Origin of the sequence: Rhizobium sp. WYCCWR 11146, from assembly GCF_013591995.1 — a bacterium.
GTDB lineage: Bacteria > Pseudomonadota > Alphaproteobacteria > Rhizobiales > Rhizobiaceae > Rhizobium > Rhizobium indicum.
The window spans coordinates 162,162-188,195 of the sequence record NZ_JACCEY010000024.1; the positions used below are offsets into that span (position 1 = coordinate 162,162).

Consider the following 26,034-nt stretch of genomic DNA (forward strand, 5'->3'; position numbering starts at 1 on the left):
ATACTTGTGAGATTGTATCGATATACATGCGATAATGCCCGACGAAGGCAGCGCGGGGACTTCGATGACATCCGTGAAGGTCAATGAGCTGATATCGGTGGCGGGGCAGCCCGATGCCGCAGGCTTTGCTGCCTTCGCGGCTCAAGGCTTTGCCGCCGTCATCAATGCCCGGCCTGACGGCGAGGAGCCGGAGCAGCCGGGCAATACGGTGGAAAAGGCTTCCGCCTCCGCGGTCGGGCTTTCCTACAGTTTCGTGCCGGTGAAGGGGACCGAGATCACCGAAGCCGATATCCGCGCCTTTCAGTCGGCGATGGCGCAAGCGAAGGGGCCGGTTGTCGCCCATTGCAAGAGCGGCACGCGGGCGCTGATGCTCTATGTGCTGGGCGAGGTGCTGGATGGGCGGATGAAGCCCGGGGATGTCGAAGCCTTCGGTCAAAACCTGGGTTTCGATCTTGCCGGCGCGCGCCGCTTTCTCGAGAAGCGGGCAGGGCAGGTGCCTCATGTGAAGGCCTTCTTCGAGCCCCGCACCTGCAGTGTGCAATATGTCGTTTCCGACCCGGCGACGAGACGCTGTGCCATCATCGACCCGGTGTTCGATTTCGACGAGATGTCGGGGGCGACGGGAACGGCCAATGCCGACGCCATCCTCGCTCATATCGAAAGTGAAGGGCTGACAGTCGAATGGATCCTCGACACGCATCCGCATGCCGATCATTTCTCCGCCGCGCATTATCTGCATGAGAAGATCGGCGCGCCGACGGCGATCGGCGCCCATGTCACCGACGTGCAGAAGCTCTGGAAGGAGATCTACAACTGGCCGGCCCTTAAAACCGACGGTTCGCAATGGGACCGGCTGTTTGCCGATGGCGACACGTTCGAGATCGGTGCGCTTAAAGTCCGCGTGATGTTTTCGCCCGGGCACACACTCGCCTCGATCACCTATGTGATCGGTGACGCCGCCTTCGTGCACGATACGGTGTTCACGCCGGATTCCGGCACGGCGCGTACGGATTTCCCCGGCGGCAGTGCTGCCGCCCTCTGGCACTCGATCCAGGCCATCCTGTCGCTGCCCGAGGAAACCCGGCTCTTTTCCGGCCACGATTATCAGCCGGGCGGCCGGCACCCACGCTGGGAAAGCACGGTGGCGGCGCAGAAGCGCTCCAATCCGCATATTGCAGGCATCGACGAGGCCGGTTTCGTGGCGCTGCGCCAGGCACGCGACCGCACGCTGCCGAAGCCGAAGCTGATGCTGCACGCGCTGCAGGTGAATATCCGCGGCGGACGGCTGCCCGAGCCGGAGGGGAATGGCCGGCGGTATCTGAAGATACCGCTGGATGCTTTGTGAGAGCGGGGGATAGTTGGCCGGTGACGACGTCTGGACGCTGCGCCGCCCGGGAAAAAGAGCTGGGTATCAGGAGCGACCTTTGCCATCGAGCAATTCTGACACCGGTAGCGGCAGGTCTGGATGTGCACGGCATAATCCGAGTAGATCTTCCCTTGCATCCGGGTAATCCTGAAGTGCAGCACGACGGTACCATTTGAATGCTTCTGTCAGATCGATCTCGCAGCCCACGCCGTGCTCTTTCAACTGGGCTAGCCTGTACTGTGCACCAGCATGATCCTGATCTGCGGCTTGGCTGTACCATCTGACAGCGTCTGCTGCATCGATATCGCAACCGTCGCCGTCTTCTCTCATCAAGCCCAGCAAATATTGCGCGTCGGCGTGGCCTTGATTGGCGGATTTGTCAAGCCACTCGCAGCCTTCGGGCGCGCTCTGTGCAACTCCGTCCCCCATGAGATAGAGGCCCGCCAGGAGGAATTGCGCGTCGGCATGACCTTGTTCGGCGGCTTTCTGAAGCCATCCCGCGCCTTCTGTTTTATCGCGGGTGACACCTTCACCTCGTGCGGTGATGTGGCCCAATTCAAATTGTGCTTGCGCATCGCCTTGCTCGGCTGCTTGGCGAATCGCGTCTATCCCGGCGGCGGCGAGATCGGTGCTATCCGGATTGCTCATTGCTACATCAAACCTCGTTGAAATCGGTGGCGCCAAAACTATGTCGGGGCCTGCCTTCCGCAATCCGTCGTGACGCAGGTCCGGCAACGACTACGCCTGCGGATGTCCCAGCGCTTTTTCCAGCACGCCAGGCGGCAGCTTCTGCGCGAGGGCATCGCCAAGCTTTGCCTCGAGGTCCCGCAATTTGCCGTCGAGGGAGGGAAGGCCCGCGGGGCCGAAGGCTTCGATGTAACGATCGGCTTCACCCTTTGCCAGGAATTCGACCAGGACGTTGTCCTCGACCCAGAGCTTGACGATCCGGAAGAGGCCGGTTTCCACCTGCTCGGCGCACCAGCCTTCGCGGGCGGCGGCAGTCTCGATCGACGCGGCGTCTACCGCGGCGCTGACCAGCACGTGGGCGGTGACCGGCTCGAAGGTCGCCGGGCGCTGGCGGATGCCGAGCGGTGCGTCCGGATCGAAGACCGCGGTTGCGGGCAGGATTTCGAGGAAGGAGCCTTGCGTATCGCCCGATACGACGAGCCAGGCGTCATGGGGAAAGGGCGGGGTCGGCGCCCGCAGCGCGGTCGCCTCCATGAGCTCCGCCAGCACCCGGGCGACGCGACCGGGATCGCGCACGCCGAACGACATGTGATGAATCATCGCGCGTCTCCTTCCATTGTTGCCGGCTGGCGGGCCTCGGTCCCGCGGGAACGCCGGCGTGCATCGTCGATCAGGGCCTGCACGGCCCATTGCGCGGCCTTCGCGGCTTCAGCGCCCGACAGGCTCCAGTTATCTTTCATGCTCTCCCATCCCGAAGCAGAGCAGAGCGCTGTCACAGCGGCGAGCAGATGCCGGGCATCTTCTGCGGGAATCGTCCCGGTGACATCGCGCAGCGCGATCGAAAACTTCTCGCGCCGCGCCTCGGCATGGGCGAGCCTCACCGCGCGACCATGAGGATTGTGCAGCATCGCTCTCACCAGCGGCTCGTCGCGGTCGAAGGCAGAAAAGAGCTCGGGAATATGCGCCACTACTTGCTCAGGCGAAGCCGGCAGCGCCGGCACGGCGATCAGCGCATTCACCCAGTGCCAGAACGCGGCGAGCAGTGTCTCCTTGTTGGCGAAATAGCGATAAAGCGTGCGCTGCGGCACGCCGGACTGGCGGGCGACGAGATCGAAGGTGACCTCGTCGCTACCGGCGCGCAACAGGGCGGCAAGACCTTCCATGATGCGGTCCTGCGTGATGGTCGCCAACTCTTCGCGGGCCGTGGGTCGAGGCGGTGTCACTTTATTCATGGCAGTATTAATGCCATAATGGCAGCATTGCTGTCAAACGTCTTCTGGCAACCGGCGGTTTGCGCGGTGAGACGGCATGAAGCGCATTTGTCGGTGAGGCGGCATGACACGCGGGAATAGTTATTGACGCCGGGCGGGCCGGCGACGTAACTGGGTGCGACGGTTCCCTGAAGATGACTCCAAGGGGATTAATAGGGAACACGGTGAGGATGACCCAGTAGGGACCGAGACCGTGGCTGCCCCCGCAACTGTAAGCGGATTGTCGATCATCTCAGGAGTGGCCAGCGACTGGCCATCTCTGAAGGGCTCATGGCCCTGCCACTGCGAGATATCGCGGGAAGGAGGATGAAACGACGGATATCCGCAAGCCAGGAGACCTGCCGTCAATCACGATCCAATCAACCGGGCGGGGATGCCCGGACAAGGAACAGATATGATTGACCTGCTGAACCTTCGCCGAATTCCGGCATGCATCCGTCTCGATTGGGCCTCCTGCGGCTAGTGCACGCCTAAGCGTGCTTTCGGTCCGCGCATATGCGCGGAACGGCCGTGATTTTCCCTTCATCGAGGTTTTCCATGCGCCAGATTCTCGCCACCATGACATTTGCCTTCGGGCTCGCCGGCTTTGCGGCACCAAGCCTTGCCGCGACCCGATATCCCTTGACCATCACCAATTGCGGCCAGCAGGTGACCTTCGAAAAGGCGCCATCCAAAGTCGTTTCGATCGGTCAGGGCATGACCGAAGTGCTCTTCTCGCTCGGCCTTGCCGACAAGATCGCCGGAACGGCCGTCTGGGTCGGTCCCGTCCTGCCGCAATATGCCGAGGCCAACAGCAAGATAAAGCGGCTTGCCGACAACGACCCGAGCTTCGAATCCGTCGTCGGGCAGGAGCCCGACCTGGTGACGGCCGAGTTCGAATGGCATGTCGGCGCGCAGGGCTCGGTCGGCAAGCGGGAGCAATTCAAGGATCTCGGGATCAATACCTATCTCGCGCCGGCCGATTGCGTCGCCAAGGTCAACACTGATGGCGGCGACGGCGTGCGCAAGGAGCTGTTCACGATGGACCTGATCTACCGGGAAATCGCCGAGCTCTCGGAGATCTTCGACGTCAAGGAGCGCGGCGATGCGCTGATTTCCAAGCTGAAGAAGCGCGAGTCGGATGCCGTCGCCTCGATATCAGGCGCGTCGGGCAAGAACCTGCCCGTCGTCTTCTGGTTCTCCAGCAAGGAGGTCAATGGCGACGCCTTCATCGCCGGCAAGAACAGCGCGCCCGCCTATATTCTGAAGACGATCGGTGCGAAGAACGTCGTCACCACGGAAGAGGAATGGCCGCTGGTCGGTTGGGAAACCATCGCCCAGGCTAACCCTGCCGTCATCGTGCTCGCGACCATGGACCGCCGCCGTTACGCCGCTGACGATCCCAAGGTCAAGGTCGATTTCCTCGAGAACGATCCTGTGACCAAGGAGCTGGACGCGGTCAAAAACAAGCACTTCGTGATGATGGACGCGCAGTCGATGAACCCGACGATCCGCACGATCGACGGTATCGAGACATTGGCGAACGGCATCAAGTCCTTCGGCCTGGCGCAGTGAAGGCAGTGTCGGTCAGGCAACAGGGATGGTGGGCGCTTGCCGCGCTCACCACGGCGGCACTTCTCCTGCTCGGGCTGATGGTCAGTCTTGCCGTTTCGATCGGCGAGATCGCGATCCCGCTTGCGACGACGGCGGAGGCGATTTCGAACCGTCTGTTCGGAACGGATTTCGAGCTCAGCCGCATCCACCAGGGCATCGTCTGGGATTATCGTCTGAGCCGCGCGCTCGTCGCGGCCAGCGCCGGCGCGTCGCTCTCGCTTTCGGGCGCGATCCTGCAGGCGCTGCTGCGCAATCCGCTGGCCGAACCCTACGTGCTCGGCATCTCCGCCGGTGCCTCGACGGGGGCCGTCTGCGTGATGATCCTCGGTTCCGGCTACGGTGTTCTCGGCCTGTCGAGCGGCGCCTTCATCGGTGCGGTCATTGCCTTTTTGCTGGTCGGCATCCTGGCGACGGGTGCGGGGGGAACCGGTGAGCGCATCATCCTGTGCGGCGTCGCCGGTTCGCAGCTCTTCAATGCACTAACCTCCTACATCGTGACGACATCGGCGAATGCCGAGCAGGCGCGCGGCATCCTGTTCTGGCTGCTGGGTTCGCTCAGCGGCGTGCGCTGGCCCGATGTCTATCTGTCGGTGCCAATCGCGCTTGCCGGCTTCGTCATCTGCATGGCCCATGTGCGGGCGCTCGACGCCTTCGCCTTCGGCACGGATGCCGCCGCCTCGCTCGGCATTGCCGTACGCCGCGTCCAGATCGTGCTGTTCGCCATGACGGCGGCGATGACGGCAAGCGTCGTCAGCATGGTGGGTTCGATCGGCTTCGTCGGCCTCGTCATCCCCCATGCCGCCCGCTTCCTCGTCGGGCCGGCGCATAGGCGGCTGCTGCCGGCAACGGCGCTCGGCGGCGCGATCTACATGGTCGGCGCCGATATTATTTCGCGCATCATCATCCCGCAGCAGATCCTGCCGATCGGGGTCGTCACCGCGCTCTTCGGCGCACCGGCCTTCGCCGTCATCCTCTATCGTGTGCGGGGGAAGGCATGAGCATCAGCATCGACGAGGTGAGCTTTGCCGCCGGTAATATCGTCATCGTCAACGGCGTCAGCCTGACGGTGGAAAAGGGCAAGGTGCTCGGTCTGCTCGGGCCGAACGGTTCCGGCAAGTCGAGCCTTCTCAGATTGATCTGCCGGCTGCGCAGGGTTCGCAGCGGCATCATCCGGCTGGGTGACGACGACATTTCCTCGCTGCCGCGCGCAGCCCTTGCGCGTCGCGTCGCCTTCGTCGAGCAGCAGTCGACGACCGATACGCAATTGACCGTGCGCGACGTGGTGCGGCTCGGCCGCACGCCGCATCGCGGGCTGTTGTCGTCCTGGGGTGCCGGAGACGACGCCGCCGTCGACGAGGCCCTGTCGCGGGTGGGTATGCAGGAGAGGGCGGGCCAGCTCTGGCAGACGCTGTCGGGCGGCGAGCGCCAGCGCGTCCATATTGCCAGATCGCTGGCGCAGGCGCCGAGCGAACTGCTGCTCGACGAGCCGACCAACCATCTCGATATCCAGCATCAGCTCGACATTCTCTCGCTGATTTCGAAGCTCGGCATCACCTGCATCGTCGCGCTGCACGACCTCAATCTGGCGGCGATGTTCTGCGACAGGCTGGCGGTGCTTCAGAAAGGCGAGATCGTCGCCTCCGGCGCGCCGGAGGAGGTGCTGACCGAGGATATGATCGGCCGGGTCTTCGGCGTTCGCGCCCATGTCCAGAAATCGGCCGTGCATGGCCGGCATCATATCCAATACGTCATGGATTGACGGATGGCCGGGAATTTCGATCTCAAGGAGGGGATCCGGGATTGTTGGTCGAGACGGTCGGAGACCTTCGACCTCGCTTTCGGCCACAGGATCGCCAGCGGTCACAAGGCCGGCGCTGTCTCTTCATGCATGCCGTCCTGCCAAAACCGCTGGGCATTTTCCGGCGACATGCATGAGTACAAAGATCTAAAGCGGCGGAAACCGCATTGCTTCCCGCAGCAACTTAATAGCCTCTGAGATCGAAGGCCCTCTGATCGGCGGCGGCTCTGCGCGTTCACAGAACTCTCGCCAGACAAACAGTGTCAGTTCTGCGCCATCCGTTGCGGTTTCCCCCGGTCCCTCTGCAAAATTCTCAAGCAGGCGATATCGAGCGTCCTTCCAGAACAACGCCTCCACCCATTCATATATCGGGATCACATGGAAGTGGATCGGATAACCGGGCGTGTGTCCATACCGGCCGATATAGACGCGCTGAGCATTCAATTGCCGTTTCAGCGTACTCTGAGCCCTTGCGAGCAATGGGCCGAATTCGGCCAAAGCGTCTTCAGGCAGATCCGACAGATCGTTGGTGTCGGTCTTGGAACTGATCATGAGGTAACCGGGAAGGGCGGAGTTCATGCGGTGGTTCACAAGCCATCCGGCCGTCTCGACAACGTGAAAGCGCTGAGGGATCTCCACGGACTGCCTCTTACTCCTGATGCCCCGTCAGGGGACGCTGTAACACATTGGATTGCTGCATAATTTTATCCTTAAATCGACTGCAATTTAAGGTATGGGTTGAGATAGCAGCCGGCAACGGTTATCTCCAGCCGACCTGCAAGCGGATCGTCCGCGAACGACAAGGCGCATAGCTCCCATGATCCCCGATTTCCTCGTCACCCATTCCGGTGGCTTTCATGCCGACGAATTGCTGTCGAGCGTCATCCTGACCCGGCTTTTCCCGCAGGCTCGTATCGTTCGCAGCCGCGCGGCGGAGTGGATCACGCCGGGCGAAGACCGGATCATCTACGATGTCGGCGGAGCCTATGATCCCGCTGCCGGGATATTCGATCACCACCAGCGCGGCGCGCCGTTGCGCGACGATGGCCAGCCCTACAGCTCGTTCGGCCTGATCTGGAAGCATTACGGCCGTGATTATCTCGCAGCCTTCGGCCTTCCCGAAGCGCATGTCGAGGCGATGCATGGCTCTTTCGACGCCAGCTTCGTGCTGCCGGTCGATCTGACCGACAATGGCGCGCTCAGCCCATCCGGGCCGCTGGCCGCGCTGACGCTGCCGGCGCTGCTGGAAACCCTGAAACCGGTTTTCGACGAAGCAGACCCTGAGGCCGACGATCGCGCCTTCCACACGGCCCTTGCCATTGCCCGCAGTTTCGTCGAGGCCAGGATCGCTCAGAGTGCCGCAAAATTGCGGGCCGAGGCGATCGTGCATCGGGCAATCGAGGCTGCGGGGCAGGGGCGTGTTCTGGAATTGCCGAGGGGCATGCCCTTCCGTCCCGCTATCGTCAAGGCGGGCGCCGATCACCTGCTGTTCGTCGTCCACCCGCGCGAAAAGGATTGGTGCGTGACCGGCATCCGCCGCGCCGAGGACGGGTTCGAGCTCAGGGCCGACCTGCCGGCGGCCTGGGCCGGGCTCACCAATGGCGCATTGGAGGCGGTTTGCGGCATAGAGGGCGCAAGCTTCTGCCATAACGGCCGCTTCATCGCTGCCGCCAGGACCCGCGAAGCCGCTCTCGCCATGGCCGAGCTGGCGGTAAAGGAGGCGCTTTCGATCGGCACGTAGGTCAAATGGCGGCAGTTGAGGTGGCGCGGGGCCTGCATCATATCCATTACGCCGTGGATTGAAGGATAGCTGGCCGGATTTTCGATCTCAACGAGCTTATCCGCGTCTCGAGTCCCCCGGACATCAGATGGCGTTCAAGTGGCCCCAATTGTGGGGCCGATTGACTTGTTGCCGCGAAGGACTAAGCTTTATGCCATAACAACCACTACTCCCACGCGAGAGATTGCGGAGGGTGCAAGTGGCTGGCAACCTTGAGGAGGATGAGGTTTGCCATGGATTACCGTGTTGTTCTGCTGATCGCCACATCCGTGATTGCTCTTTCCCCTGCTGACGCCGGGGCGCAGGAGGGCGATGCGACGGCGGGTGCTGCCGTTTTTAAGAAATGCGTGACCTGTCATGTCGCCGATTCCGATACGAACAAGGTCGGCCCGTCGTTGAACGGGCTGTTCGGCCGGAAGGCCGGAACGCATCCCAATTACGCCTATTCGGCCGGGATGAAGGCGGCCGGCGAGGGCGGTCTCGTCTGGGACGAGACGGTGCTGCGCGACTATCTGCACAATCCGAAGGGGAAGGTGAAGGGTACGAAGATGGCCTTCGTCGGGGTGAAGGACGACCAGGAAATCACCAATCTCATCGCCTATCTCAAACAATATTCCAAGTGATGGGCAACATTCCCCGCGACGGGCAATACTCCAAATGGCGGCTCGCGGCCCGGGGCGCATGCCTAAATTGCCGTAATTGCCGATATTTTCTATCTGTGCGATAATAAACACGGACTTTTTGCGGAATGCGGTTTCACGGGTCGACCTGCTCGAGGAGGAGCGGACATGGCTGTCGTGCTGATCCTCGTCCTGATTGTCGTCGGCTCCGTGCTGTTCCATGTGCTGAGCCCGTGGTGGTGGACGCCGATCGCGTCCAACTGGACCTATATCGACACCACCCTCGTCATCACCTTCTGGATCACAGGCATCGTCTTCGTGGCGGTGGTTTTGTTCATGGCCTATTGCGTCTTCCGCTTCCGGCACAAGCCGGGCAACCGTGCACATTACGAGCCCGAGAACCGCAGGCTGGAATTGCTGCTGGGAGGGGGAACGGCGGTCGGCGTTGCGGCGATGCTGGCGCCCGGCCTGATCGTGTGGAACCAGTTCATCACAGTGCCTGCCGATGCCGCATCGGTCGAGGTCGTCAGCCAGCAGTGGCTGTGGAGTTTCCGGTTGCCCGGAGCCGACGGAAAGCTCGGCCGCGCCGAAACCGGCGACGTCACCCCCGAAAACCCGCTCGGCCTTGATAAAAACGACGCAAGCGGCCTTGACGACGTGATCATCGAGGGCGGCGAATTGCATCTGCCGATCGGCAAGCCGGTGCACATATTGCTGCGCTCGGTCGACGTGCTCCATGATTTCTACGTGCCGGAATTCCGCGCCAAGATGGACATGATACCCGGCATGATCACCTATTTCTGGTTCACGCCGACGCGGACAGGGACCTTCGACATCCTCTGCGCCGAACTCTGTGGCGTCGGCCATGGGCAAATGCGCGGCACCGTCGTTGTCGAGGAGGATGCGGATTACCAGACCTGGCTCGGGCAGCAGCAGACATTCACCCAGCTTACGGCGTCATCGGGAGAGATGCCGCCGGCAAACTGACCCCCAGCGGTCGCAGACCGCTGGGAGACGAAGGGGAGAGAGATCATGGTCGAGATTCCATCCGACAGCGCAGGCGCCGTCCCCTCTGCTGAAGTCGAGGATGTCGAACTCTATCATCCGAAAAGCTGGTGGACAAAATATGTGTTCAGCCAGGATGCCAAGATCATTGCCGTCCAATATTCGCTCACGGCGATCGCAATCGGCCTGGTGGCGCTGGTACTCTCCTGGCTGATGCGGATTCAGCTCGCCTTTCCCGGCTATTTCACCTTCATCGATGCCGATCATTATTATCAGTTCATCACCATGCACGGCATGATCATGGTGATCTATCTGCTGACCGCACTGTTCCTCGGCGGCTTCGGCAATTACCTCATTCCGCTGATGGTCGGCGCGCGCGATATGGTGTTTCCCTACGCCAACATGCTGAGCTATTGGATTTACCTGCTCGCAGTGCTGATCCTCGCTGCGGGCTTTTTCGCCCCCGGAGGCCCGACGGGGGCCGGCTGGACCCTCTATCCGCCACAGGCCGTTCTCTCCGGCACGCCTGGCGGCAAGGACTGGGGCATCCTGCTGATGCTCTCCTCGCTGATCGTCTTCATCATCGGCTTCACCATGGGTGGGCTGAACTATGTGGTGACTGTGCTGCAGGGGCGGGCGCGCGGCATGACACTGATGCGCATGCCGCTCACCGTCTGGGGCATCTTCACCGCGACCGTGATGGCGCTGCTCGCCTTTCCCGCGCTCTTCGTCGCCTGCGTCATGATGATGTTCGATCGCCTGCTCGGCACGAGCTTCTTCATGCCTGCCATCGTCGAAATGGGCACGCAGCTACAGCATGGCGGCGGCAGCCCGATCCTCTTCCAGCACCTCTTCTGGTTCTTCGGGCATCCGGAGGTCTATATCGTCGCGCTGCCTGCCTTCGGCATCGTTTCGGACCTGATCAGCACGCATGCGCGCAAGAACATCTTCGGCTACCGCATGATGGTCTGGGCGATCGTCATCATCGGTGCGCTCAGCTTCGTCGTCTGGGCGCACCATATGTATGTCAGCGGCATGAACCCGGCCTTCGGCTTCTTCTTCGCCACGACGACGCTGATCATCGCTGTCCCGACGGCGATCAAGGTCTACAACTGGGTGCTGACACTGTGGCGCGGCGACATCCACCTGACGCTGCCGATGCTCTTTGCGCTCGCCTTCATCGTCACCTTCGTCAATGGCGGTCTGACGGGCCTGTTCCTCGGCAACGTCGTCGTCGACGTGCCGCTGTCGGACACGATGTTCGTCGTCGCGCATTTCCACATGGTCATGGGTGTGGCGCCGATCCTCGTCATTTTCGGGGCGATCTATCACTGGTATCCGAAGGTGACGGGACGCATGCTGAACGACGTGCTCGGCCATATCCACTTCTGGATCACCTTCCTCGGCACCTATGCGATCTTCTTTCCGATGCACTATCTCGGCCTGCTCGGGGTGCCGCGCCGCTACTTCGAGATGGGAGAGACGGCCTTCGTTCCGCCTTCGGCCCATACGCTGAATATCTTCATCACCGTCATGGCGCTGATCGTCGGGGCCGGACAGATGGTCTTCCTGTTCAATCTGGTCTGGAGCCTTTTCCGGGGCAGGGAGTCCGGCGGCAATCCGTGGCGGGCAACGACGCTCGAATGGCAGACGCCGCAGACGCCGCCCGCCCACGGCAACTGGGGCAAGGATCTGCCTGTCGTCTACCGTTGGGCCTATGACTACAGCGTGCCCGGGGCGGCCGAGGACTTCATTCCGCAGACGGTGCCATCAGGCGGCGGCGTCACACGGGAGGTCCACGCATGAACGTCATGCTGATCTTCCTCGCCGCAGTCGCCGCCATTATCTTCTGGTGGCTTTCCGGGCAGCGGTTGACCTCGAAGCCCTGGCTCGAAACCGGGTCGGTGCAACTGCCGGGTCATGACGGTGCCGAGCGGCAAAGGCTGCCGGCGCCGGCGGTGAAAATCGGGCTCTTCGTGTTTCTCGGCGTCGTCGGCGCTGTCTTCAGCCTTGCCGTCAGCGCCTATTTCATGCGCATGGCGTCGACCGACTGGTGGGCGACGCCTGTTCCCCGGCTGCTCTGGGTGAACACTGCGGCACTGGCCTTAAGCAGCGCTGCCCTTCAATGGGCGAAAAGAGAAGCAGGTCATGGCCGCATGGAAGTGCTGCGACCGGCGCTTGCTGCAGGGCTTGCGCTTGCCATCTTCTTCCTCGTCGGACAGATCCAGGCATGGCGGGAGCTGACGGCGGCCGGGTACGTGCTGGCCGATAACCCTTCCAACAGCTTCTTCTATATGCTGACCGGGCTGCACGGCCTGCATATCCTCGGCGGGCTTGCCGTGCTCGCGCACACGACGGTCGGGGCCTTTTCAACGGCTGTGGCGACGGACAGGCTGCGCCTCAGCGTCGATCTTTCCGCCATCTACTCGCATTTCATGCTCGCCGTCTGGCTGTTGCTCTTCGCGCTCTTTGCCGGATGGGCGAATGATTTCGTCGATCTCTGCCGCACACTGCTCAGTTAGGAGATTGCAGATGGTACATCCCGTCCAGACACACGGCGAGCCAGGCCTCAGCCCGGTTGGCCTGCGCGGTGTCGCTGCCGATTTCAGCTCGGATCAGCGCGCCTTCAAGACCGCCTCCTGGGGCAAGGCGATGATGTGGATCTTCCTCTTGAGCGACACCTTCGTCTTCGGCTGTTTCCTGATCGCTTATATGACGGCCCGGATGTCGACGCCGGTTGCATGGCCCAATCCGAGCGAGGTCTTCGCGCTGCATATCGGCGGCCAGAACGTTCCGCTGATCCTCATCGCGATCATGACTTTCGTGCTGATCTCAAGCAGCGGCACCATGGCGATGGCGGTCAATTGCGGCTATCGCCGCGATCGCCGCATGACCGCGGTGCTGATGCTGCTGACGGCGGTTCTCGGAGCCTGCTTCGTCGGCATGCAGGCCTTCGAATGGACGAAGCTGATCACCGAAGGCGTTCGCCCCTGGGAGAACCCGTGGGGGGCGGCACAGTTCGGATCTACCTTCTTCATGATCACCGGTTTTCACGGCACCCACGTCACGATCGGCGTTATCTTCCTGCTCATCGTCGCCCGCAAGGTCTGGCGTGGCGATTTCGACGTGGAACGGCGCGGCTTCTTCACCAGCCGGAAAGGCCGCTACGAGGCCGTCGAGATCATGGGCCTCTATTGGCACTTCGTCGACCTGGTCTGGGTCTTCATCTTCGCGTTTTTTTATCTGTGGTGAGGTCGTCATGAGCGAGACAACGGCGCATGCGCAAAGCCAAACGGTGCATGCACAAACACACACCGGACAGCAGCACCCGATCCGGCTCTATCTCTTCGTCTGGGGCCTGCTCTTCGTGCTCAGCGCCTTTTCCTACATGGTCGATTATCTCGGCATCCAGGGTTATCTGAGGTGGGCGCTGATCCTTGTGTTCATGATGCTGAAGGCCGGGCTGATTGTCGCCGTCTTCATGCACATGGCCTGGGAACGGCTGGCGCTCGTCTACGCCATCCTGCTGCCGCCGCTGCTGGTGCTGGTTTTCGTGGCGCTGATGGTATCGGAAGCGGACTACACGATCTTCACCCGGCTGGCGTTCTTTGGGGCGGGGCCGTAGGGTCTGTTGGACAGGATCGACAGATCGGAGGCGAAGTTGGGCCATGCATCAGGAGATCCGACTTTTTGGCGCTGTTGCGGTTCGGCCCGCCGTCCTTGCTGTCATATCCCGGTTCGAAACGGCCACAGGATTCACAGTTGCGGTCAAGTGGGAGCTCAATCCTGTCGTCAAGAAGGAGATTGAAGCTGGGGAGCCTTTTGACCTCGTCATCACCAATCCGAACCTTGTTGAGGATCTGGCCGCCGTGGGAAAAGTCAAGGCGGGGAGCGAGGTGGCGTTCGGCCGGATAGCAATGGGGGTGGCGGCCAAGGCAGGCGGTCGGCCGCTCGACGTCGGGTCGGTGGAAGCATTCAAACATGCGTTGAAGAGCGCCAGGTCGATCGCCTACGCCAGTGAAGGAAGCAGCGGCGGCTACTTCTCCGGTTTGCTGGAACGCTTGGGAATAGCCGATGAGGTGAAGCCCAAGCTGGTGGCTATATCAGGAGGGCAGACAGCGCCGGCCGTAGGCCGTGGGGAGGCCGAGTTGGGCGTCGTTCCCGTGACTTCGATTCTCGCCGCCGCTCCCGAAGTGATGCTTGTCGGTCGGTTTCCGGCAGAACTCCAAAGTTACATTGACTTCGCTATTGGCATCAGCGCCGATTCAACGGACGCAGAAGCTGCCAGGCAGCTGTCGGAATTTCTGACGTCGACAGCCGTTGATGACATCCTGGCGGCAAAGGGCGTCGAGCGTTGCTGAAGGCGTGCTTGGCTGACGACGAGAACGCCAACCCAACCTCCTTCATTCCTGTGCTTGTCACAGGAATCCAGTGCGCCCAAGTCCTTGGGCGCGGGAGAACGACCTCGTCGTATGAGAGTCATTCACGGCGCGGACGCGCCGTGGCTGGATTCCTGTGACGAGCACAGGAATGAGGGAGGAGAAGTAGGCACTGTCACCATAGGGGCGTTGGAGAATGCCGCGCTCGGGCGCTGGAGGATGCCGGGCTTTTGCTTCCGTCCGTAGGGCAGCAATCGGGCGATCTCCGTTGCCGTGCATCTTCGATCAACCTGTCGAAGATGGGTCGTTCCCCTTCTTTTCCCAGGATCGCAGCGCACGCCAGAGCACCGTGTTGTCTGCATAACCCAGCACACGCGCAATCTCGGACATCGGTGCGGCATGTCGGTCGCCGAGATAGTGGGCGGCGAGTGTCTGGCGGTGCTGGCGAAGGAGATCGCGAAGCGACACGCCTTCCTCCGACAGCCGGCGCTGCAGGCTTCGCGGCGACATCTTCAGTTCGGCGGCAAGCGTTGCGACCGTGACCGGTTTGCGGCCGAGATAGATGCTGATCAGAGCCTGGACCTTTTCCGTGACGGCATCGCCGGTGGCTGGCTCGTTGACCAGATCGCCGATATGCCGCTCTAGGATCTCGACCAGGCTTTTGTCTTCCGCACGGTGCACACGGTCAGCCTCCGCCTTGTTCATGACGATCCGGTTGCCGGATTGGCCGAACAGGATGGGCGCGCCACAGATGCGTTTCAGCACGCCGGCGTCGCGCGGCGCGTGATGCTCGAGCTGTATTTCGATCGGCCGCCAGCCACGGCGGAAGCACGAACGGACGAGCTGACAGGAGGCGGCGATCGTGAATTCGCTGTCCTGCCGGCGCGGCCACATGCTGGGATCGACGATCCGGTAGCTCCAGACAAAATCGCCATTTTCCTCGAACACGCCGGAACTGGTCGCGCCTTGTACCGCGTTGACATATTTCGACAGCCGCTCGAAAGCGCTGCGAATGGTCGGCGAGAGTGCGAAGAGCATGCCGATGGGCCCGATGTCGGCGGGCTTGAAGCCGGTGCCCATGCGGGCTCCCAGTGCCGGTTCACTTGTTATCGTCGCGGCATCTTCGAACAGCGCGACATAACGCGCCATGGGCAGGACAGCGTAGGGATCTTCCAATTGCGAGCGAAGAATGCCGTGCGAAGCGAGAAGAAGGTCGGTTTTCCCGGATCTTTTATCGATTTGTTGCACCAGCGGGATCAAGACGGAGGCTCGAATTGAAGCAACTGCGGGCATGCGGCTGATCAAATGCGATGCAACTGCCATTTTCAGCGTCTCCGGCGACATCAGTGGCGCGAATTATCGATTCATTGGCATAAACTGCAATTTCGGGGCCAGATCGCGGCGCTTACCTTCTTGGCAACAAACAAGCAAAGAGGGGTTCTCCATGACACTGGAAGCAAGCATGCCCGCATCATCATCGCCGGAGCGTCGCCTGGCCAGGAATTCGGTGGGCCTCGCGCACATCGTGTTCTTCGTCGTTGCCGCGGCCGCGCCGCTGACGGCTGTCGTCGGCGCTTCGCCGGCCGCCTTCGCTTTTGGCAATGGCGCAGGCGTTCCCGGCGCTTTCGTGCTCGCCGGCCTGCTCTACTTGCTGTTCTCGGTCGGCTTCACCGCCATGAGCCGGCATGTCGGCGGGGCAGGGGCGTTCTACACCTATATCACTCACGGCATCGGCAAGCCGGCTGGTGTGGGTGGCGCCTTCATGGCGCTGGTCACCTATAGCGCGGTTCAGATCGCCATCTACGGCCTGTTCGGTTTCTTCATGGCCAATGCCATAGCGCCGCTCGGGCTGGTCCTGCCCTGGTGGGCCTGGGCCTTCGCAGCACTGGTCGTCGTGCTGATCTGCGGTCAACGCAACATCGCCTTCTCAGGCGCGATCCTCGGCGTCTGCATGATTGCCGAAATCGCCATATTGCTGGTTCTGGATCTTGCCATCGTCTTTTCTGGCGGCGGACCGGAAGGCATCAGCTTCTCCTCCTTCACGCCATCGTCGGTCTTTGCGCCGGGTCTCGGCGTGGCACTGGTCTTCGTCATCGGTTCCTTCATCGGCTTCGAAGCGACGGCCATTTTCGGCGAGGAAGCCGAGGATCCGGAAAAGACCATTCCCCGCGCCACCTATGTCGCGGTGTTGCTCATCACCCTCTTCTATGCCTTCTCCACCTGGGCAATCGTGCAATTCTACGGTCCGGGCAAGGTGCAGGCCTCTGCTGCTGCCAGCCTCGACAGCTTCTATTTCACCGCCGCCAATTCCGTGCTTGGCCCATGGTCGAGCCAGGTGATGAACGTGCTGTTGATCACCAGCCTGTTTGCCTGCATCCTGTCCTTCCACAATACGCTCAACCGCTATTTCTTCGCTCTCGGCCGTGAAGGTCTGGCCGCCAAGGTGCTTGGCAAGGTTCATACCAAACATGGCTCACCTTATGCTGCAGGTCTTCTGCAAAGTCTGGTCGCGGCCGTCGTTCTTGCCCTGTTCGTGATCTTCGGTGCCGATCCCTACACCGTCGTGTTCTCGTGGATGGCGGCGCTGGCAGGTATCGGTATCCTACTGGTGCAGGTGCTTGTCTCCGTCGCGATCATCATGTTCTTCCGCAAGACGCCGAACAGCTACAGCGCCTGGACCACGATGACCGCTCCCGCGCTGGCGCTGCTCGGCCTCGTTGGTTCGCTGGTGCTGGTCAGCTCCAATCTTTCACTCCTTTCCGGCAGCGAAAGCCTGATCGTCAAGGCTTTCCCCTATGCCATGGTGCTGGTGGGGATTTTGGGCGCGCTGTTTGCCATGCGGGTCAAGAAGTCCAAGCCCGCTCTCTACGCCTCGCTTGGAAAGGTCTTCGAATGACTGCGGTTGCTGAATTTGCACCCGTCGATCGCCTTCTGGTTCTCGCGGTCGCGATCCTCGCCAGCGCAACATTGCTGGTTGCCCTCGAGGCACACGCCTTCTGCTCGATGTTCTGCATTCATGCAGACCAGATGATGATCGAGACACAGATCTGCTCCGGTCGATCCTGATCACCGCAGCTTGCGACGCGCCATGTTGCGTCGTCTCTTCCAAAAACAAGAGGTATACCAATGGACGCCGTTGTCGCAGTTACCCATCCGCTCGATCCTCTGAGCCTCGACGAGATCGCTTCTGCCGTTGCCATACTCAAGGATACGCAGACACTCGCAGCCACCTTCCGCTTTCCGATCACCCGGCTGGAGGAGCCGACCAAGGCAGATCTTGCCGCCTATCGCCTGGGCGACAGGCTGCCGCGGCTTGCCTTCATCCTGGCAATCGACATCAGCAATGGCGAAACCTTCGAGGGCATCGTAGACCTGACTGTCTGCACGGTATCCTCCTATATCCGGCTGCCTCTTGGTGAATTGCCCTATGGTCAGCCGCCGATCATGCTGTGCGAATTCGAAACCGTTGAAGGCACCGTCAAATCCGATCCGCGCTGGATCGCTGCCGTCAAGAAGCGCGGCATTACCGATGAGGATATTCCGCTCATCCAGATCGATCCTTTTTCCTCGGGCTATTTTGGCCGCGAATTCGAGAAGGGAAAGCGCATCGTCCGCGCCGTGTCCTATTGGCGCGAGGATGTCCGTGACAACGGCTACGCGCATCCGATCGAGGGCGTGGTGGCGGTGGTCGATCTGATCACCAACCGAGTGGTCGATCTCGTCGACGACGAGAAGATCATTCCGGTCCCGAAGAAGAAGCGCAATTATGGCCGCGAAACCTTCCCGGAACCGCGGCCCGATCTCACGCCGCTGCATATCGTTCAGCCGCAAGGGCCGAGCTTTACCGTCGACGGCTGGAAAGTCGAATGGCAGAACTGGAGTTTCCGTGTCGGTTTCACCCCGCGCGAAGGCCTTGTTCTGCATGAACTCGGCATCAGGGATCAGGGCAGGCTGCGGCCCGTCGTCTTTCGCGCCAGTGTCACGGAAATGGTCGTGCCCTATGCCGATCCGACCGCCAACCACTATTGGAAGAGCGCCTTCGATGCCGGCGAATATGGTCTCGGACGCCTGGCCAATTGCCTCGAACTCGGCTGCGACTGCCTCGGCCATATTCACTATTTCGACGTGCCGGCGGCGGATGATCTCGGCCAGCCTTTCATCATGAAGAACGCCATCTGCATGCATGAGGAAGATTACGGCATCATCTGGAAGCATTACGAATTCCGCAACGGTATTTTCGAAGTGCGCCGTTCGCGCCGCCTCGTCATCTCCTTCTTCGCAACCGTCGGCAATTACGATTACGGCTTCTACTGGTATCTCTACCAGGACGGCACAATCCAGCTCGAAGCCAAACTCACCGGCATCATCCAGACGGCGGCGGTCGCGACCGACGAAACCTATCCATGGGGCGGCATGGTCGATGACAATCTCGGCGGTCCGACCCACCAGCATTTCTTCAATGCGCGCCTGCACATGGATGTCGATGGCGGCGACAATACCGTGACCGAGCATGAGTTCGTGCCGCGTCCCTGGGGTGAGCATAATCCCTATGGCAATGTCTTCGATACCAAGACTCGTGTGCTGAAACGCGAACTTGATTCCCCGGCACTCGCCAATGGCGAGACCGGCCGTTACTGGAAAGTCTCCAACCCCAACATAAAGAACAGCGTCGGCAAGGCGCCCGGCTACAAGATTGTCGTCATGCCGTCGCCTGTTATGCTTGCCCAGCCGGATTCGACCGTTGCCCAGCGCGGCGGCTTCGCCAAGAAACACATCTGGGTCACGGCCTTCGATGCCAGGGAAAAATATGCGAGCGGCGATTATCCGAACGTGCATGCCGGCGGCGACGGACTGCCGGGTTACGTCAAGCAGAACCGCGAAATCGAGAATGCCGATGTCGTTCTCTGGCATTCCTTCGGCCATACCCATGTCTGCAAGCCCGAGGATTTTCCGATCATGCCCGTGGAATATGCCGGCTTCACGCTGAAACCGAACGGCTTCTTCGCATCCAACATCGCCATGGACCTGCCGCCGGAAGGAAACAGCCAGAGCGTCGACAATCGCCTGCAACATTCGCCTGATGACACCGGAAATGGTTCCTGCTGCCACACGTAGCTGGACGGCTGTTCCTTTTTAACCGCCCGGAAGGGGCCTTCCCCGTCAGGTCAGACCTTCAGAAGAGGATATCTTCTGTTGCTGATCGATCGCCCGGCGGCTATGTTGCCGATGTCGGAAAAGGCATGACTTGGTGTGGTTGGCCCAAGTCCTTTCGGAAACGAAAGCTCTGTTCCTTGCCTCGTGCATGAGTTCTCCACGACGAACACGGACGCTGCAAGCGTCCCATGTTCGTCCGTGTGGTTCTCGAAACGACGAACTGCTCCGGTCGAACGACCATAAAGGAGTAGTTCATGCCCGATTTTCTTATGATCCATGACGTTGTGATTGCTGGCGCAGGCCCTGTCGGTCTGTTTCTGGCCTGCGAGCTGCGGCTGGCCGGCCTCTCGGTGTTGGTGCTGGAGCAGGCCGAAGACCCGCATTCGCCGTTGAAGCGGCTGCCGTTTGGCATGCGCGGCCTTTCCGCACCGACCATCGAAGCCTTCTACCGTCGCGGGCTGCTGGATGACATCATGGCGCCGCAGCGCGAAAAAGATCAATCGACTTCAGCGTATTGGATGCAGCAGCCGCGTCGCCCGGGCGGGCATTTCGCCGGCATTCAGTTCTTTCACGACACCATCGACACCTCGACGTGGCCCTATCGCCTGCCAGGTCCGGCCGATACCAGCATGGCGGTCGAGATGGAGCACTTCGAATCCGCGCTGGCCGCCCACGCAAGCGCGATGGGTGTCGAGATCAGGCGCGGGCTCGGTGTCGATGGCTTCGATCAGTCGGGCGAAGGCGTGACCGTTCGCGCGGGTGGCCAGATCTTTCGCGGACGATGGCTCATCGGTTGTGACGGCGGGCGCAGCACCGTGCGCAGGGCAGGCGGTTTTGAATTCGTTGGCACCGATCCGGAGTTCACCGGCTATTCCGTTCAGGTCGAGATGGCCGATCCGGAGAAGCTCGTCGCGGGCCGCCATTACACGCCAACAGGCATGTATACCTACCAAAAGCCCGGCACCATCGCGATGGTCGATTTCGACGGAGGCGCGTTTCACCGAACGCAGCCGATCACGCCGGAGCATGTGCAATCGGTGTTGCGGCATATTTCCGGCGCCGATGTCACGGTAACAGGCCTTGAGCTTGCCACCACCTGGACGGATCGCGCCTATCAGGCGACGGCTTACCGCAAGGGCAGGGTGCTGCTTGCGGGTGACGCTGCGCACATCCATTCCCCCTTGGGCGGCCAGGGCCTGAACCTCGGGCTCGGCGATGCGATGAATCTTGGATGGAAGCTTGCCACGACGATTCGCGGCGATGCGCCGGAGGGCCTGCTCGACAGCTATTTCTGCGAACGGCATCCAGTTGGAGCGCAGATTCTCGACTGGTCGCGCGCCCAGGTCGCACTGATGCGGCCGAGCCGGAGTTCGCGCGCGCTCGAAGCCATCATCCGCGATCTGATCGACACGCGTGACGGCGCGACATACTTTGCCGAGCGCGTCTGGGGTGTGTCTCTCCGCTACGATCTTGGCGGCAGTCACCCGCTGGTCGGCCGCAGCGCTCCCGATTTCGAGCTGGCCGACGGTACGAAGCTCGGCGATCACCTCAGGCAGGGCAAAGGCCTGCTTTTGGACTTTGACGCCGGTGCACCGCTGCAAGCGCTGGCAGGTCGCTGGAATGGGATCACCTATGTCGCCAGTGACGCCCGGGATCGGCTGGGACTGAGCGCGCTGCTCGTGCGCCCCGACGGCTTCGTGGCGTGGGCTGGTGAGGCTATGCCTGACAATGAGAAAGCCGCGCAGGCCGCATCGCGGTGGTTCGGCAAAGCCTGAAACTATGCCGCCCCGCCATTGAGGTTTGGAAGGACGTTTCTTTGGCCGTTTTTCTCGCTCTAAAATGCCGGACTGAGCGCATGAAGGCATAGGAGAAGAGCTGTGAAGGATGCCGCCGGAATGCAGTAATCGATGTACGGTTTTCGGCGGGTTTACAGATGTTGCTTCGGCAACGTATCCGCACTCTTCCCGGCAAGGCGGCGACGCTGTAGAGTGGCGATGCGCCCGACCGTCCCGCCCGGAGGCTCCTTATGGCTGAGATCCTGTTGTTCCATCATGCACAGGGGCTGACCCCAGGTGTGCGCTCGTTTGCCGACGATATCAGGGCAGCCGGTCACATCGTGCACACGCCTGATCTGTTTGACGGGCGCACATTCCCAAGCATCGAAGCGGGGATCGCCTATATCGGGGAGATCGGATTCGACGCCATGCGGGAGCGCGGCGTGCGCATCGCCGACGAACTGCCTGCCGGGCTCGTCTACGCCGGGTTCTCGTTCGGGGTGCTGCCCGCGCAGAAGCTGGCGCAGACGCGGCCCGGCGCCCACGGGGCTCTGCTCTTCTATTCCTGCCTGCCGATCAGCGGCGAGTGGGCCTTCGGACCGTGGCCGGACGGCGTCGCGGTGCAGATCCACGGCATGGACAACGACCCGATTTTCGTCGGCGAGGGCGACATCGACGCCGCCCGTGAGATCGTGGAGAAGGTAGAGGACGCGGAGCTTTTCCTGTACCCAGGCGATCAGCACTACTTCGCCGACAGCTCGCTGCCCTCCTATGACGCGGAAGCGACCGCGCTGCTCACCCTCCGCGTGATCGAGTTCCTGAATCGCGTTTGACCCAGACATTCCGCGGGAGATCCGGTTTGGCGCTGGTATAGCCGACCTGAGATGGGTGCCGTTCATGCTGCAGGGCGGGCTTTCGGCCCGGAGCGGACTATTCCGACACTACGCAGAAATTGTTGCCTTCGGGATCATTCAAGACCGTGTATCCATCCGCTTCCCGGACGAAGCTCGCACCGAGCGATAGAAGCCGCTCTACCTCCTTGGCCCGATCGGGGGTGGCAATATCGAGATGAAGCCGGTTGCGGGCGGGACGTTCCCCTGGGCGAAGGTGGAAGCAAAGGCGGGTTCCGGGACCTTCGACCATCACGGTCGGGTCAGTCTCGGGTGTCAATCCGAGAGCGGCCAGGCGGGCCAGTTCGTCGTCGTCATATGGCATCACGTCGTAGCCATCGAGCGCCTCCGCCCAGAAGCGGGCGACACGCGAGGGAATGTCGCAATCGATGACGATTTCTTTCAGCCTTGCCATGGAACCCTTCAAGAATTGTTGGGCCGGCGATGGCAAACGCGTTCGACGACCGCGCCGCCGACTGCCGGCAGCAATGCAAAAAGCACGAGCTGCGGTGTCTCCGACAGCATCAACAGGCCAGATATGAGAAAGGCGACCAGCAATCCTGCCAGCGCCCCGGCTGCATCGGGCAGATAATCCTTCAAGAGAACCTCCGTCTTGTGCTGATCTCAAACAGAAGGGGCATTATTGGCTTGAGATAGAGATCTTCGCGGTATCGGCAATGACTGGTTGCGGCCGAACCTCACGTCGTCCGATCGGCTTATACGGAATGGCACCACGTTGGTTTACGGGACAGGTCGATCCAAACAACGTGAGCCGGTGTACCTGTTTTGCAGGAGACGACCGATTTCTTTCGCGCTATGAAGACTGACCGCATATCCCGCCACATCCGACACTGAGGTCCTTCCCATGGCTTTGAAAATCCTTTTTGTTGGCGGTACCGGCCAGATTTCATATCCATGCGTCGAGCGCGCCGTGGTTCAGGGCCACCATGTCAGCGTTTATAACCGCAGTTTGAGAGGCAACCCATTGCCTGCGGGCGTTACCGCGATCGTCGGCGATCTCGCGGCACCCACCTATGCGGACTTGGCCAAGGCCAATTATGACGTCGTGTGTCAGTTCATTGCCTTTACGCCGGATCAAGTCGCGCGTGACATCGATGTGTTTGCCGGGCACTGCGGCCAGTACATCTTCATCTCTTCGGCTTCGGTCTATGAAAAGCCGCCGCGTCACTATGTGATTGCCGAGCAGACACCGGCGATCAACCCCTATTGGCGCTATAGCCAGGACAAGATTGCCTGCGAGACGCTGCTCAAGAACTCCGAGAATCTCGCCTGGACCATCGTCCGTCCCAGTCATACTGTTCGCACCGGCCTGCCCATCATGATGGGTGACAGCGACGTCATGGCGAGACGCATGCTGGACGGCGAGCCCACCATCGTGGCGGGCGATGGCCACACGCCCTGGACACTGACCCGCTCGGTTGATTTCGCGGTGCCCTTTGTCGGGCTTTTCGGCAAGCCGGCGGCGTTGAACGAGATCTTCCACATCACCTCCGATCGCGCTCATATCTGGGATGATATTCAAAAGACGATCGCCAGATTGTTGGGCGTCGAGGCCAAGATCGTACACGTGCCGACGGACACCCTGGTTCGGTACAATCCGGAGTGGCTTGGCCCGCTGCGGGGCGACAAGGCATGGTCGGCGATCTTTGACAATTCAAAGGTCAAAAGCGTGGCGGGCGACTTCACCTGTGCCGAAAGCCTTGATGAAATTCTGGCGGAGCCGATCATGCATCTCAAGCAGCGCCTAGCCAAGAACCGCCCGCCAAGGGGCGATCTCGATGCTTTGGTCGATCGGATTTGCGCAGCACAAAGCGCTCTCGGCTAGGCAGGCCCTCATAGAGTGCGTGCAGGGTATTTTACGATCCGCGCTCGCCTATCGGCGCGCACCATTGCCGAATGCCAACCGGCGCACGGTTCGCCACGATGATCGTCGCCACTTGCCCTCGACGCAAAATCCGCCCTATAATGATCCCGTCGAAAGAGTGCTGGCCGGATGGTAGCCCGGCCGTCGCCCATTGGGCGGCAACTCCTCCTTTCAGGGTAACCGCGACACCGCAGCCGGCTTGCCGGCCTCGCAGGTGTGTCCGCCGGGAACTCTGACATCTTCGTCGGCGCACCTTCATGTCAACATAGAAGGACGTTCGACTTGAAACTGACAGACAACACCATTCTTATCACCGGTGGCGCAAGCGGCATCGGGCTGGCGCTCGCACAGCAACTTTCCGCACGGGGAAATCGCGTCATCATCTGCGGCCGGAGCCGTGACGCGCTGGACAGGGCGCAGGCGGCCGTGCCGGCGCTGATCACGCGGATCTGCGACGTCACCGATCTCGACGATCGCGACAGCCTGTCGGGCTGGCTGGAAAACAATCATCCCGACGTCAACATGCTGATCAACAATGCCGGGGTGCAATATATCAGGCATTTCGACGATGATCATGCTGTGGCCGATCTCGACCAGGAGATTGCGATCAACCTTGCCGCGCCGATCCAACTGATCGGCGAGCTGCTGCCGATGTTGAAGCGGCAGCCCAGCGCCGTCATCGTCAATGTCACCTCGGGACTGGCGTTTACGCCGAAGGCCGACATCCCCGTCTATTGCGCAACCAAAGCAGCCCTCCATTCCTTCACGCTGTCGCTGCGCCACCAGCTGAAGGCGACGGGGGTGAGGGTGGTCGAGATGGTTCCGCCGATGGTCGACACCAACCTCGGCGGCGGCGTGCGTGCCGGGGGTGCGGAGCGGCAATATATGATGTCGCCGGAGCAATTCGCCACGGAGGCGCTTGCCCAGCTGGAGAATGACCAGGACGAACTGCTGGTCGGCACGGCCGTCCACACGCGTAAGCATGGCGAGGCGATGTTCGAGCGGTTGAACGGCGTCTGACGGGCTGAATGTTGGCGGCGATCCCCCCGGGTCGCCTTCTCCGATCTCGACGGCGTCCCTGGCTGATCCCCGGGGCGCCAGGCCAAGAAACCGAGCTTAAAACGCGTCCTAAAACATGATGAAGGTCGCACTAGGTCAGGATCTCGGCAATGATGGCCTTCCATTCGCCATTCCGATGCCATGAGCCCCATGATCTTCATTCCGCTTCCCTTTGTCGTCGCCCTTCTGCTGCTCATCCTCTTCGTCGTCGTCCTCAGACGCGACGAAGAGGATGAGCCCAATCGGCCGTTTCTGGTGCTCATCCTGCTCGCCGCGCTGCAATCCGTCCTCTCCGGCCTACGCTGGGGCTATGAGGTGCAGGCAATAGGCGTGATCATGCCCGTGATCGCGGCGATGGTGCCACCGCTTGCCTATGCCGGGGTCTCCAGGCTGGTAAGGACGAGCCGGAGGCCGCTGCCGGTACGGATCGCGCTGCATGCCGTTCCCACCGCCCTTATCCTGGCGTTGATGGCTGTCTGGCGGGAGCCGATCGATATCGCTCTGGTCCTGATCTTTGTCGGTTATGCCTTGGCGATCCTGCTTCTGATGCGCCCGGGCGCCGATGCGCTGCGGCTGGCGCCCTTCGAAGGGGCGGTGCCGGCCTATCGGGCGATCATCTTTACGGCCGCTGCCCTGTCTCTCTCGGCCGCCGTCGATATCTTCGTCTTTCTCGATTTCACCTGGGCGCATGGCGAGCATGCGCTGACGCTGATCAGTGTCAGCAACCTTGCCGCGCTCGTCATCCTCGGTATCGCGGCGGGCGCCGCCCGCC

Annotated in this window: 26 protein-coding genes, 1 pseudogene and 1 riboswitch; of the genes and pseudogenes, 20 read left to right on the forward strand and 7 right to left on the reverse strand. The window is 61.4% G+C overall.

The features are described 5' to 3' along the window. The first annotated feature begins 64 nt into the window (after positions 1 to 64). Complete coding sequence (gene blh / locus HX899_RS20590) at positions 65 to 1,345, forward strand: bifunctional sulfur transferase/dioxygenase Blh (protein WP_181293248.1); 1,281 nt, start codon at positions 65 to 67, stop codon at positions 1,343 to 1,345. A 66-nt stretch (positions 1,346 to 1,411) separates the two neighbouring features. On the opposite strand, the gene HX899_RS20595 is transcribed toward blh, so the two are convergent. The 3 genes from HX899_RS20595 to HX899_RS20605 all read right to left on the reverse strand — a co-directional run bounded on the left by HX899_RS20595 (position 1,412) and on the right by HX899_RS20605 (position 3,216). Beyond that, entirely contained in the window at positions 1,412 to 2,014 is a 603-nt protein-coding gene (locus tag HX899_RS20595) for a tetratricopeptide repeat protein (RefSeq protein WP_181293249.1), read from the reverse strand. 90 nt (positions 2,015 to 2,104) lie between these two features. Continuing rightward, entirely contained in the window at positions 2,105 to 2,653 is a 549-nt protein-coding gene (locus HX899_RS20600; RefSeq protein WP_138387313.1) for a hypothetical protein, read from the reverse strand. Continuing rightward, positions 2,650 to 3,216, reverse strand: a complete 567-nt coding sequence (locus HX899_RS20605; RefSeq protein WP_171598294.1) for a TetR/AcrR family transcriptional regulator — start codon at positions 3,214 to 3,216, stop codon at positions 2,650 to 2,652. The genes HX899_RS20600 and HX899_RS20605 overlap by 4 nt, the downstream gene beginning before the upstream one ends. Positions 3,217 to 3,428: 212 nt before the next feature. Then, positions 3,429 to 3,685: riboswitch (cobalamin riboswitch) on the forward strand. A 176-nt stretch (positions 3,686 to 3,861) separates the two neighbouring features. Between HX899_RS20605 and HX899_RS20610 the strand changes: the two genes are divergently transcribed. The 3 genes from HX899_RS20610 to HX899_RS20620 are packed head-to-tail and all read left to right on the forward strand — an operon-like array spanning position 3,862 to position 6,676. After that, positions 3,862 to 4,878, forward strand: a complete 1,017-nt coding sequence (locus HX899_RS20610; RefSeq protein WP_138387315.1) for an ABC transporter substrate-binding protein — start codon at positions 3,862 to 3,864, stop codon at positions 4,876 to 4,878. Next, positions 4,875 to 5,915 (forward strand): iron ABC transporter permease, encoded by a 1,041-nt coding sequence (locus tag HX899_RS20615; RefSeq protein ID WP_181293250.1) that lies wholly within the window; start codon positions 4,875 to 4,877, stop codon positions 5,913 to 5,915. The genes HX899_RS20610 and HX899_RS20615 overlap by 4 nt, the downstream gene beginning before the upstream one ends. After that, the gene (locus tag HX899_RS20620; protein WP_017988788.1) at positions 5,912 to 6,676 is read left to right on the forward strand and encodes an ABC transporter ATP-binding protein; all 765 of its coding nucleotides are present in this window, start codon (positions 5,912 to 5,914) and stop codon (positions 6,674 to 6,676) included. The genes HX899_RS20615 and HX899_RS20620 overlap by 4 nt, the downstream gene beginning before the upstream one ends. A gap of 186 nt (positions 6,677 to 6,862) precedes the next feature. Here the strand turns inward: HX899_RS20620 and HX899_RS20625 are convergent, their stop codons facing one another. Then, the gene (locus HX899_RS20625) at positions 6,863 to 7,354 is read right to left on the reverse strand and encodes an HIT family protein (protein ID WP_171598293.1); all 492 of its coding nucleotides are present in this window, start codon (positions 7,352 to 7,354) and stop codon (positions 6,863 to 6,865) included. A gap of 178 nt (positions 7,355 to 7,532) precedes the next feature. Here HX899_RS20625 and HX899_RS20630 point away from each other — a divergent pair, with 178 nt between their 5' ends. The 8 genes from HX899_RS20630 (at position 7,533) to HX899_RS20665 (ending at position 14,481) form a co-directional block, all read left to right on the forward strand. Then, positions 7,533 to 8,456 carry an MYG1 family protein gene (locus HX899_RS20630; protein ID WP_138387319.1) on the forward strand — a complete coding sequence of 308 codons (924 nt, stop codon included), beginning with the start codon at positions 7,533 to 7,535 and terminating at the stop codon, positions 8,454 to 8,456. A 272-nt stretch (positions 8,457 to 8,728) separates the two neighbouring features. Beyond that, a complete protein-coding gene (locus tag HX899_RS20635; protein ID WP_003540937.1) occupies positions 8,729 to 9,118 on the forward strand; it encodes a cytochrome c family protein in 390 nt (129 codons plus the stop codon). 165 nt (positions 9,119 to 9,283) lie between these two features. Next, on the forward strand, positions 9,284 to 10,102 hold the full coding sequence (locus HX899_RS20640) for a cytochrome c oxidase subunit II (protein ID WP_138334793.1): 819 nt from the start codon (positions 9,284 to 9,286) through the stop codon (positions 10,100 to 10,102). 45 nt (positions 10,103 to 10,147) lie between these two features. Next, positions 10,148 to 11,926 carry a cytochrome c oxidase subunit I gene (gene ctaD, locus HX899_RS20645; RefSeq protein WP_138334792.1) on the forward strand — a complete coding sequence of 593 codons (1,779 nt, stop codon included), beginning with the start codon at positions 10,148 to 10,150 and terminating at the stop codon, positions 11,924 to 11,926. After that, positions 11,923 to 12,642 carry a cytochrome c oxidase subunit 3 gene (locus HX899_RS20650; protein ID WP_138334791.1) on the forward strand — a complete coding sequence of 240 codons (720 nt, stop codon included), beginning with the start codon at positions 11,923 to 11,925 and terminating at the stop codon, positions 12,640 to 12,642. Before ctaD ends, HX899_RS20650 begins: the two co-directional genes overlap by 4 nt. Before the next feature lie 10 nt (positions 12,643 to 12,652). Then, on the forward strand, positions 12,653 to 13,372 hold the full coding sequence (locus tag HX899_RS20655) for a heme-copper oxidase subunit III family protein (RefSeq protein ID WP_138334790.1): 720 nt from the start codon (positions 12,653 to 12,655) through the stop codon (positions 13,370 to 13,372). 7 nt (positions 13,373 to 13,379) lie between these two features. Beyond that, positions 13,380 to 13,745, forward strand: a complete 366-nt coding sequence (locus tag HX899_RS20660) for a cytochrome C oxidase subunit IV family protein (protein WP_138334789.1) — start codon at positions 13,380 to 13,382, stop codon at positions 13,743 to 13,745. Positions 13,746 to 13,788: 43 nt separating this feature from the next. Next, the gene (locus HX899_RS20665; protein WP_181293251.1) at positions 13,789 to 14,481 is read left to right on the forward strand and encodes a substrate-binding domain-containing protein; all 693 of its coding nucleotides are present in this window, start codon (positions 13,789 to 13,791) and stop codon (positions 14,479 to 14,481) included. Between the two features lie 303 nt (positions 14,482 to 14,784). Here HX899_RS20665 and HX899_RS20670 read toward each other — a convergent pair whose 3' ends face one another. Next, positions 14,785 to 15,822 (reverse strand): AraC family transcriptional regulator, encoded by a 1,038-nt coding sequence (locus HX899_RS20670; protein ID WP_181293252.1) that lies wholly within the window; start codon positions 15,820 to 15,822, stop codon positions 14,785 to 14,787. 121 nt (positions 15,823 to 15,943) lie between these two features. Here HX899_RS20670 and HX899_RS20675 point away from each other — a divergent pair, with 121 nt between their 5' ends. The 5 genes from HX899_RS20675 (at position 15,944) to HX899_RS20695 (ending at position 22,261) form a co-directional block, all read left to right on the forward strand. Beyond that, entirely contained in the window at positions 15,944 to 17,395 is a 1,452-nt protein-coding gene (locus tag HX899_RS20675; protein WP_181293253.1) for an APC family permease, read from the forward strand. After that, positions 17,392 to 17,565 carry a hypothetical protein gene (locus HX899_RS20680; protein ID WP_181293254.1) on the forward strand — a complete coding sequence of 58 codons (174 nt, stop codon included), beginning with the start codon at positions 17,392 to 17,394 and terminating at the stop codon, positions 17,563 to 17,565. Before HX899_RS20675 ends, HX899_RS20680 begins: the two co-directional genes overlap by 4 nt. A gap of 60 nt (positions 17,566 to 17,625) precedes the next feature. Beyond that, positions 17,626 to 19,614 carry a primary-amine oxidase gene (locus HX899_RS20685; protein WP_181293255.1) on the forward strand — a complete coding sequence of 663 codons (1,989 nt, stop codon included), beginning with the start codon at positions 17,626 to 17,628 and terminating at the stop codon, positions 19,612 to 19,614. A 293-nt stretch (positions 19,615 to 19,907) separates the two neighbouring features. Beyond that, complete coding sequence (locus HX899_RS20690) at positions 19,908 to 21,428, forward strand: FAD-dependent monooxygenase (protein WP_181293256.1); 1,521 nt, start codon at positions 19,908 to 19,910, stop codon at positions 21,426 to 21,428. A 251-nt stretch (positions 21,429 to 21,679) separates the two neighbouring features. Beyond that, positions 21,680 to 22,261, forward strand: a complete 582-nt coding sequence (locus HX899_RS20695) for a dienelactone hydrolase family protein (RefSeq protein WP_181293257.1) — start codon at positions 21,680 to 21,682, stop codon at positions 22,259 to 22,261. Positions 22,262 to 22,358: 97 nt separating this feature from the next. Here the strand turns inward: HX899_RS20695 and HX899_RS20700 are convergent, their stop codons facing one another. Continuing rightward, the gene (locus HX899_RS20700; protein ID WP_181293258.1) at positions 22,359 to 22,733 is read right to left on the reverse strand and encodes a VOC family protein; all 375 of its coding nucleotides are present in this window, start codon (positions 22,731 to 22,733) and stop codon (positions 22,359 to 22,361) included. 8 nt (positions 22,734 to 22,741) lie between these two features. Next, complete coding sequence (locus tag HX899_RS20705) at positions 22,742 to 22,918, reverse strand: hypothetical protein (protein WP_181293259.1); 177 nt, start codon at positions 22,916 to 22,918, stop codon at positions 22,742 to 22,744. 265 nt (positions 22,919 to 23,183) lie between these two features. On the opposite strand from HX899_RS20705, the gene HX899_RS20710 reads away from it, so the two are divergent. The 3 genes and pseudogenes from HX899_RS20710 to HX899_RS20720 all read left to right on the forward strand — a co-directional run. Continuing rightward, positions 23,184 to 24,164: an SDR family oxidoreductase gene (locus HX899_RS20710; RefSeq protein WP_181293260.1), complete on the forward strand. Its 981-nt coding sequence runs from the start codon at positions 23,184 to 23,186 to the stop codon at positions 24,162 to 24,164. Between the two features lie 321 nt (positions 24,165 to 24,485). Then, positions 24,486 to 25,223, forward strand: coding sequence for an SDR family oxidoreductase (locus HX899_RS20715; protein WP_181293261.1), 738 nt, complete (start codon positions 24,486 to 24,488; stop codon positions 25,221 to 25,223). A gap of 149 nt (positions 25,224 to 25,372) precedes the next feature. Beyond that, positions 25,373 to 26,034: pseudogene (locus tag HX899_RS20720) on the forward strand (AraC family transcriptional regulator); the annotation flags it as partial.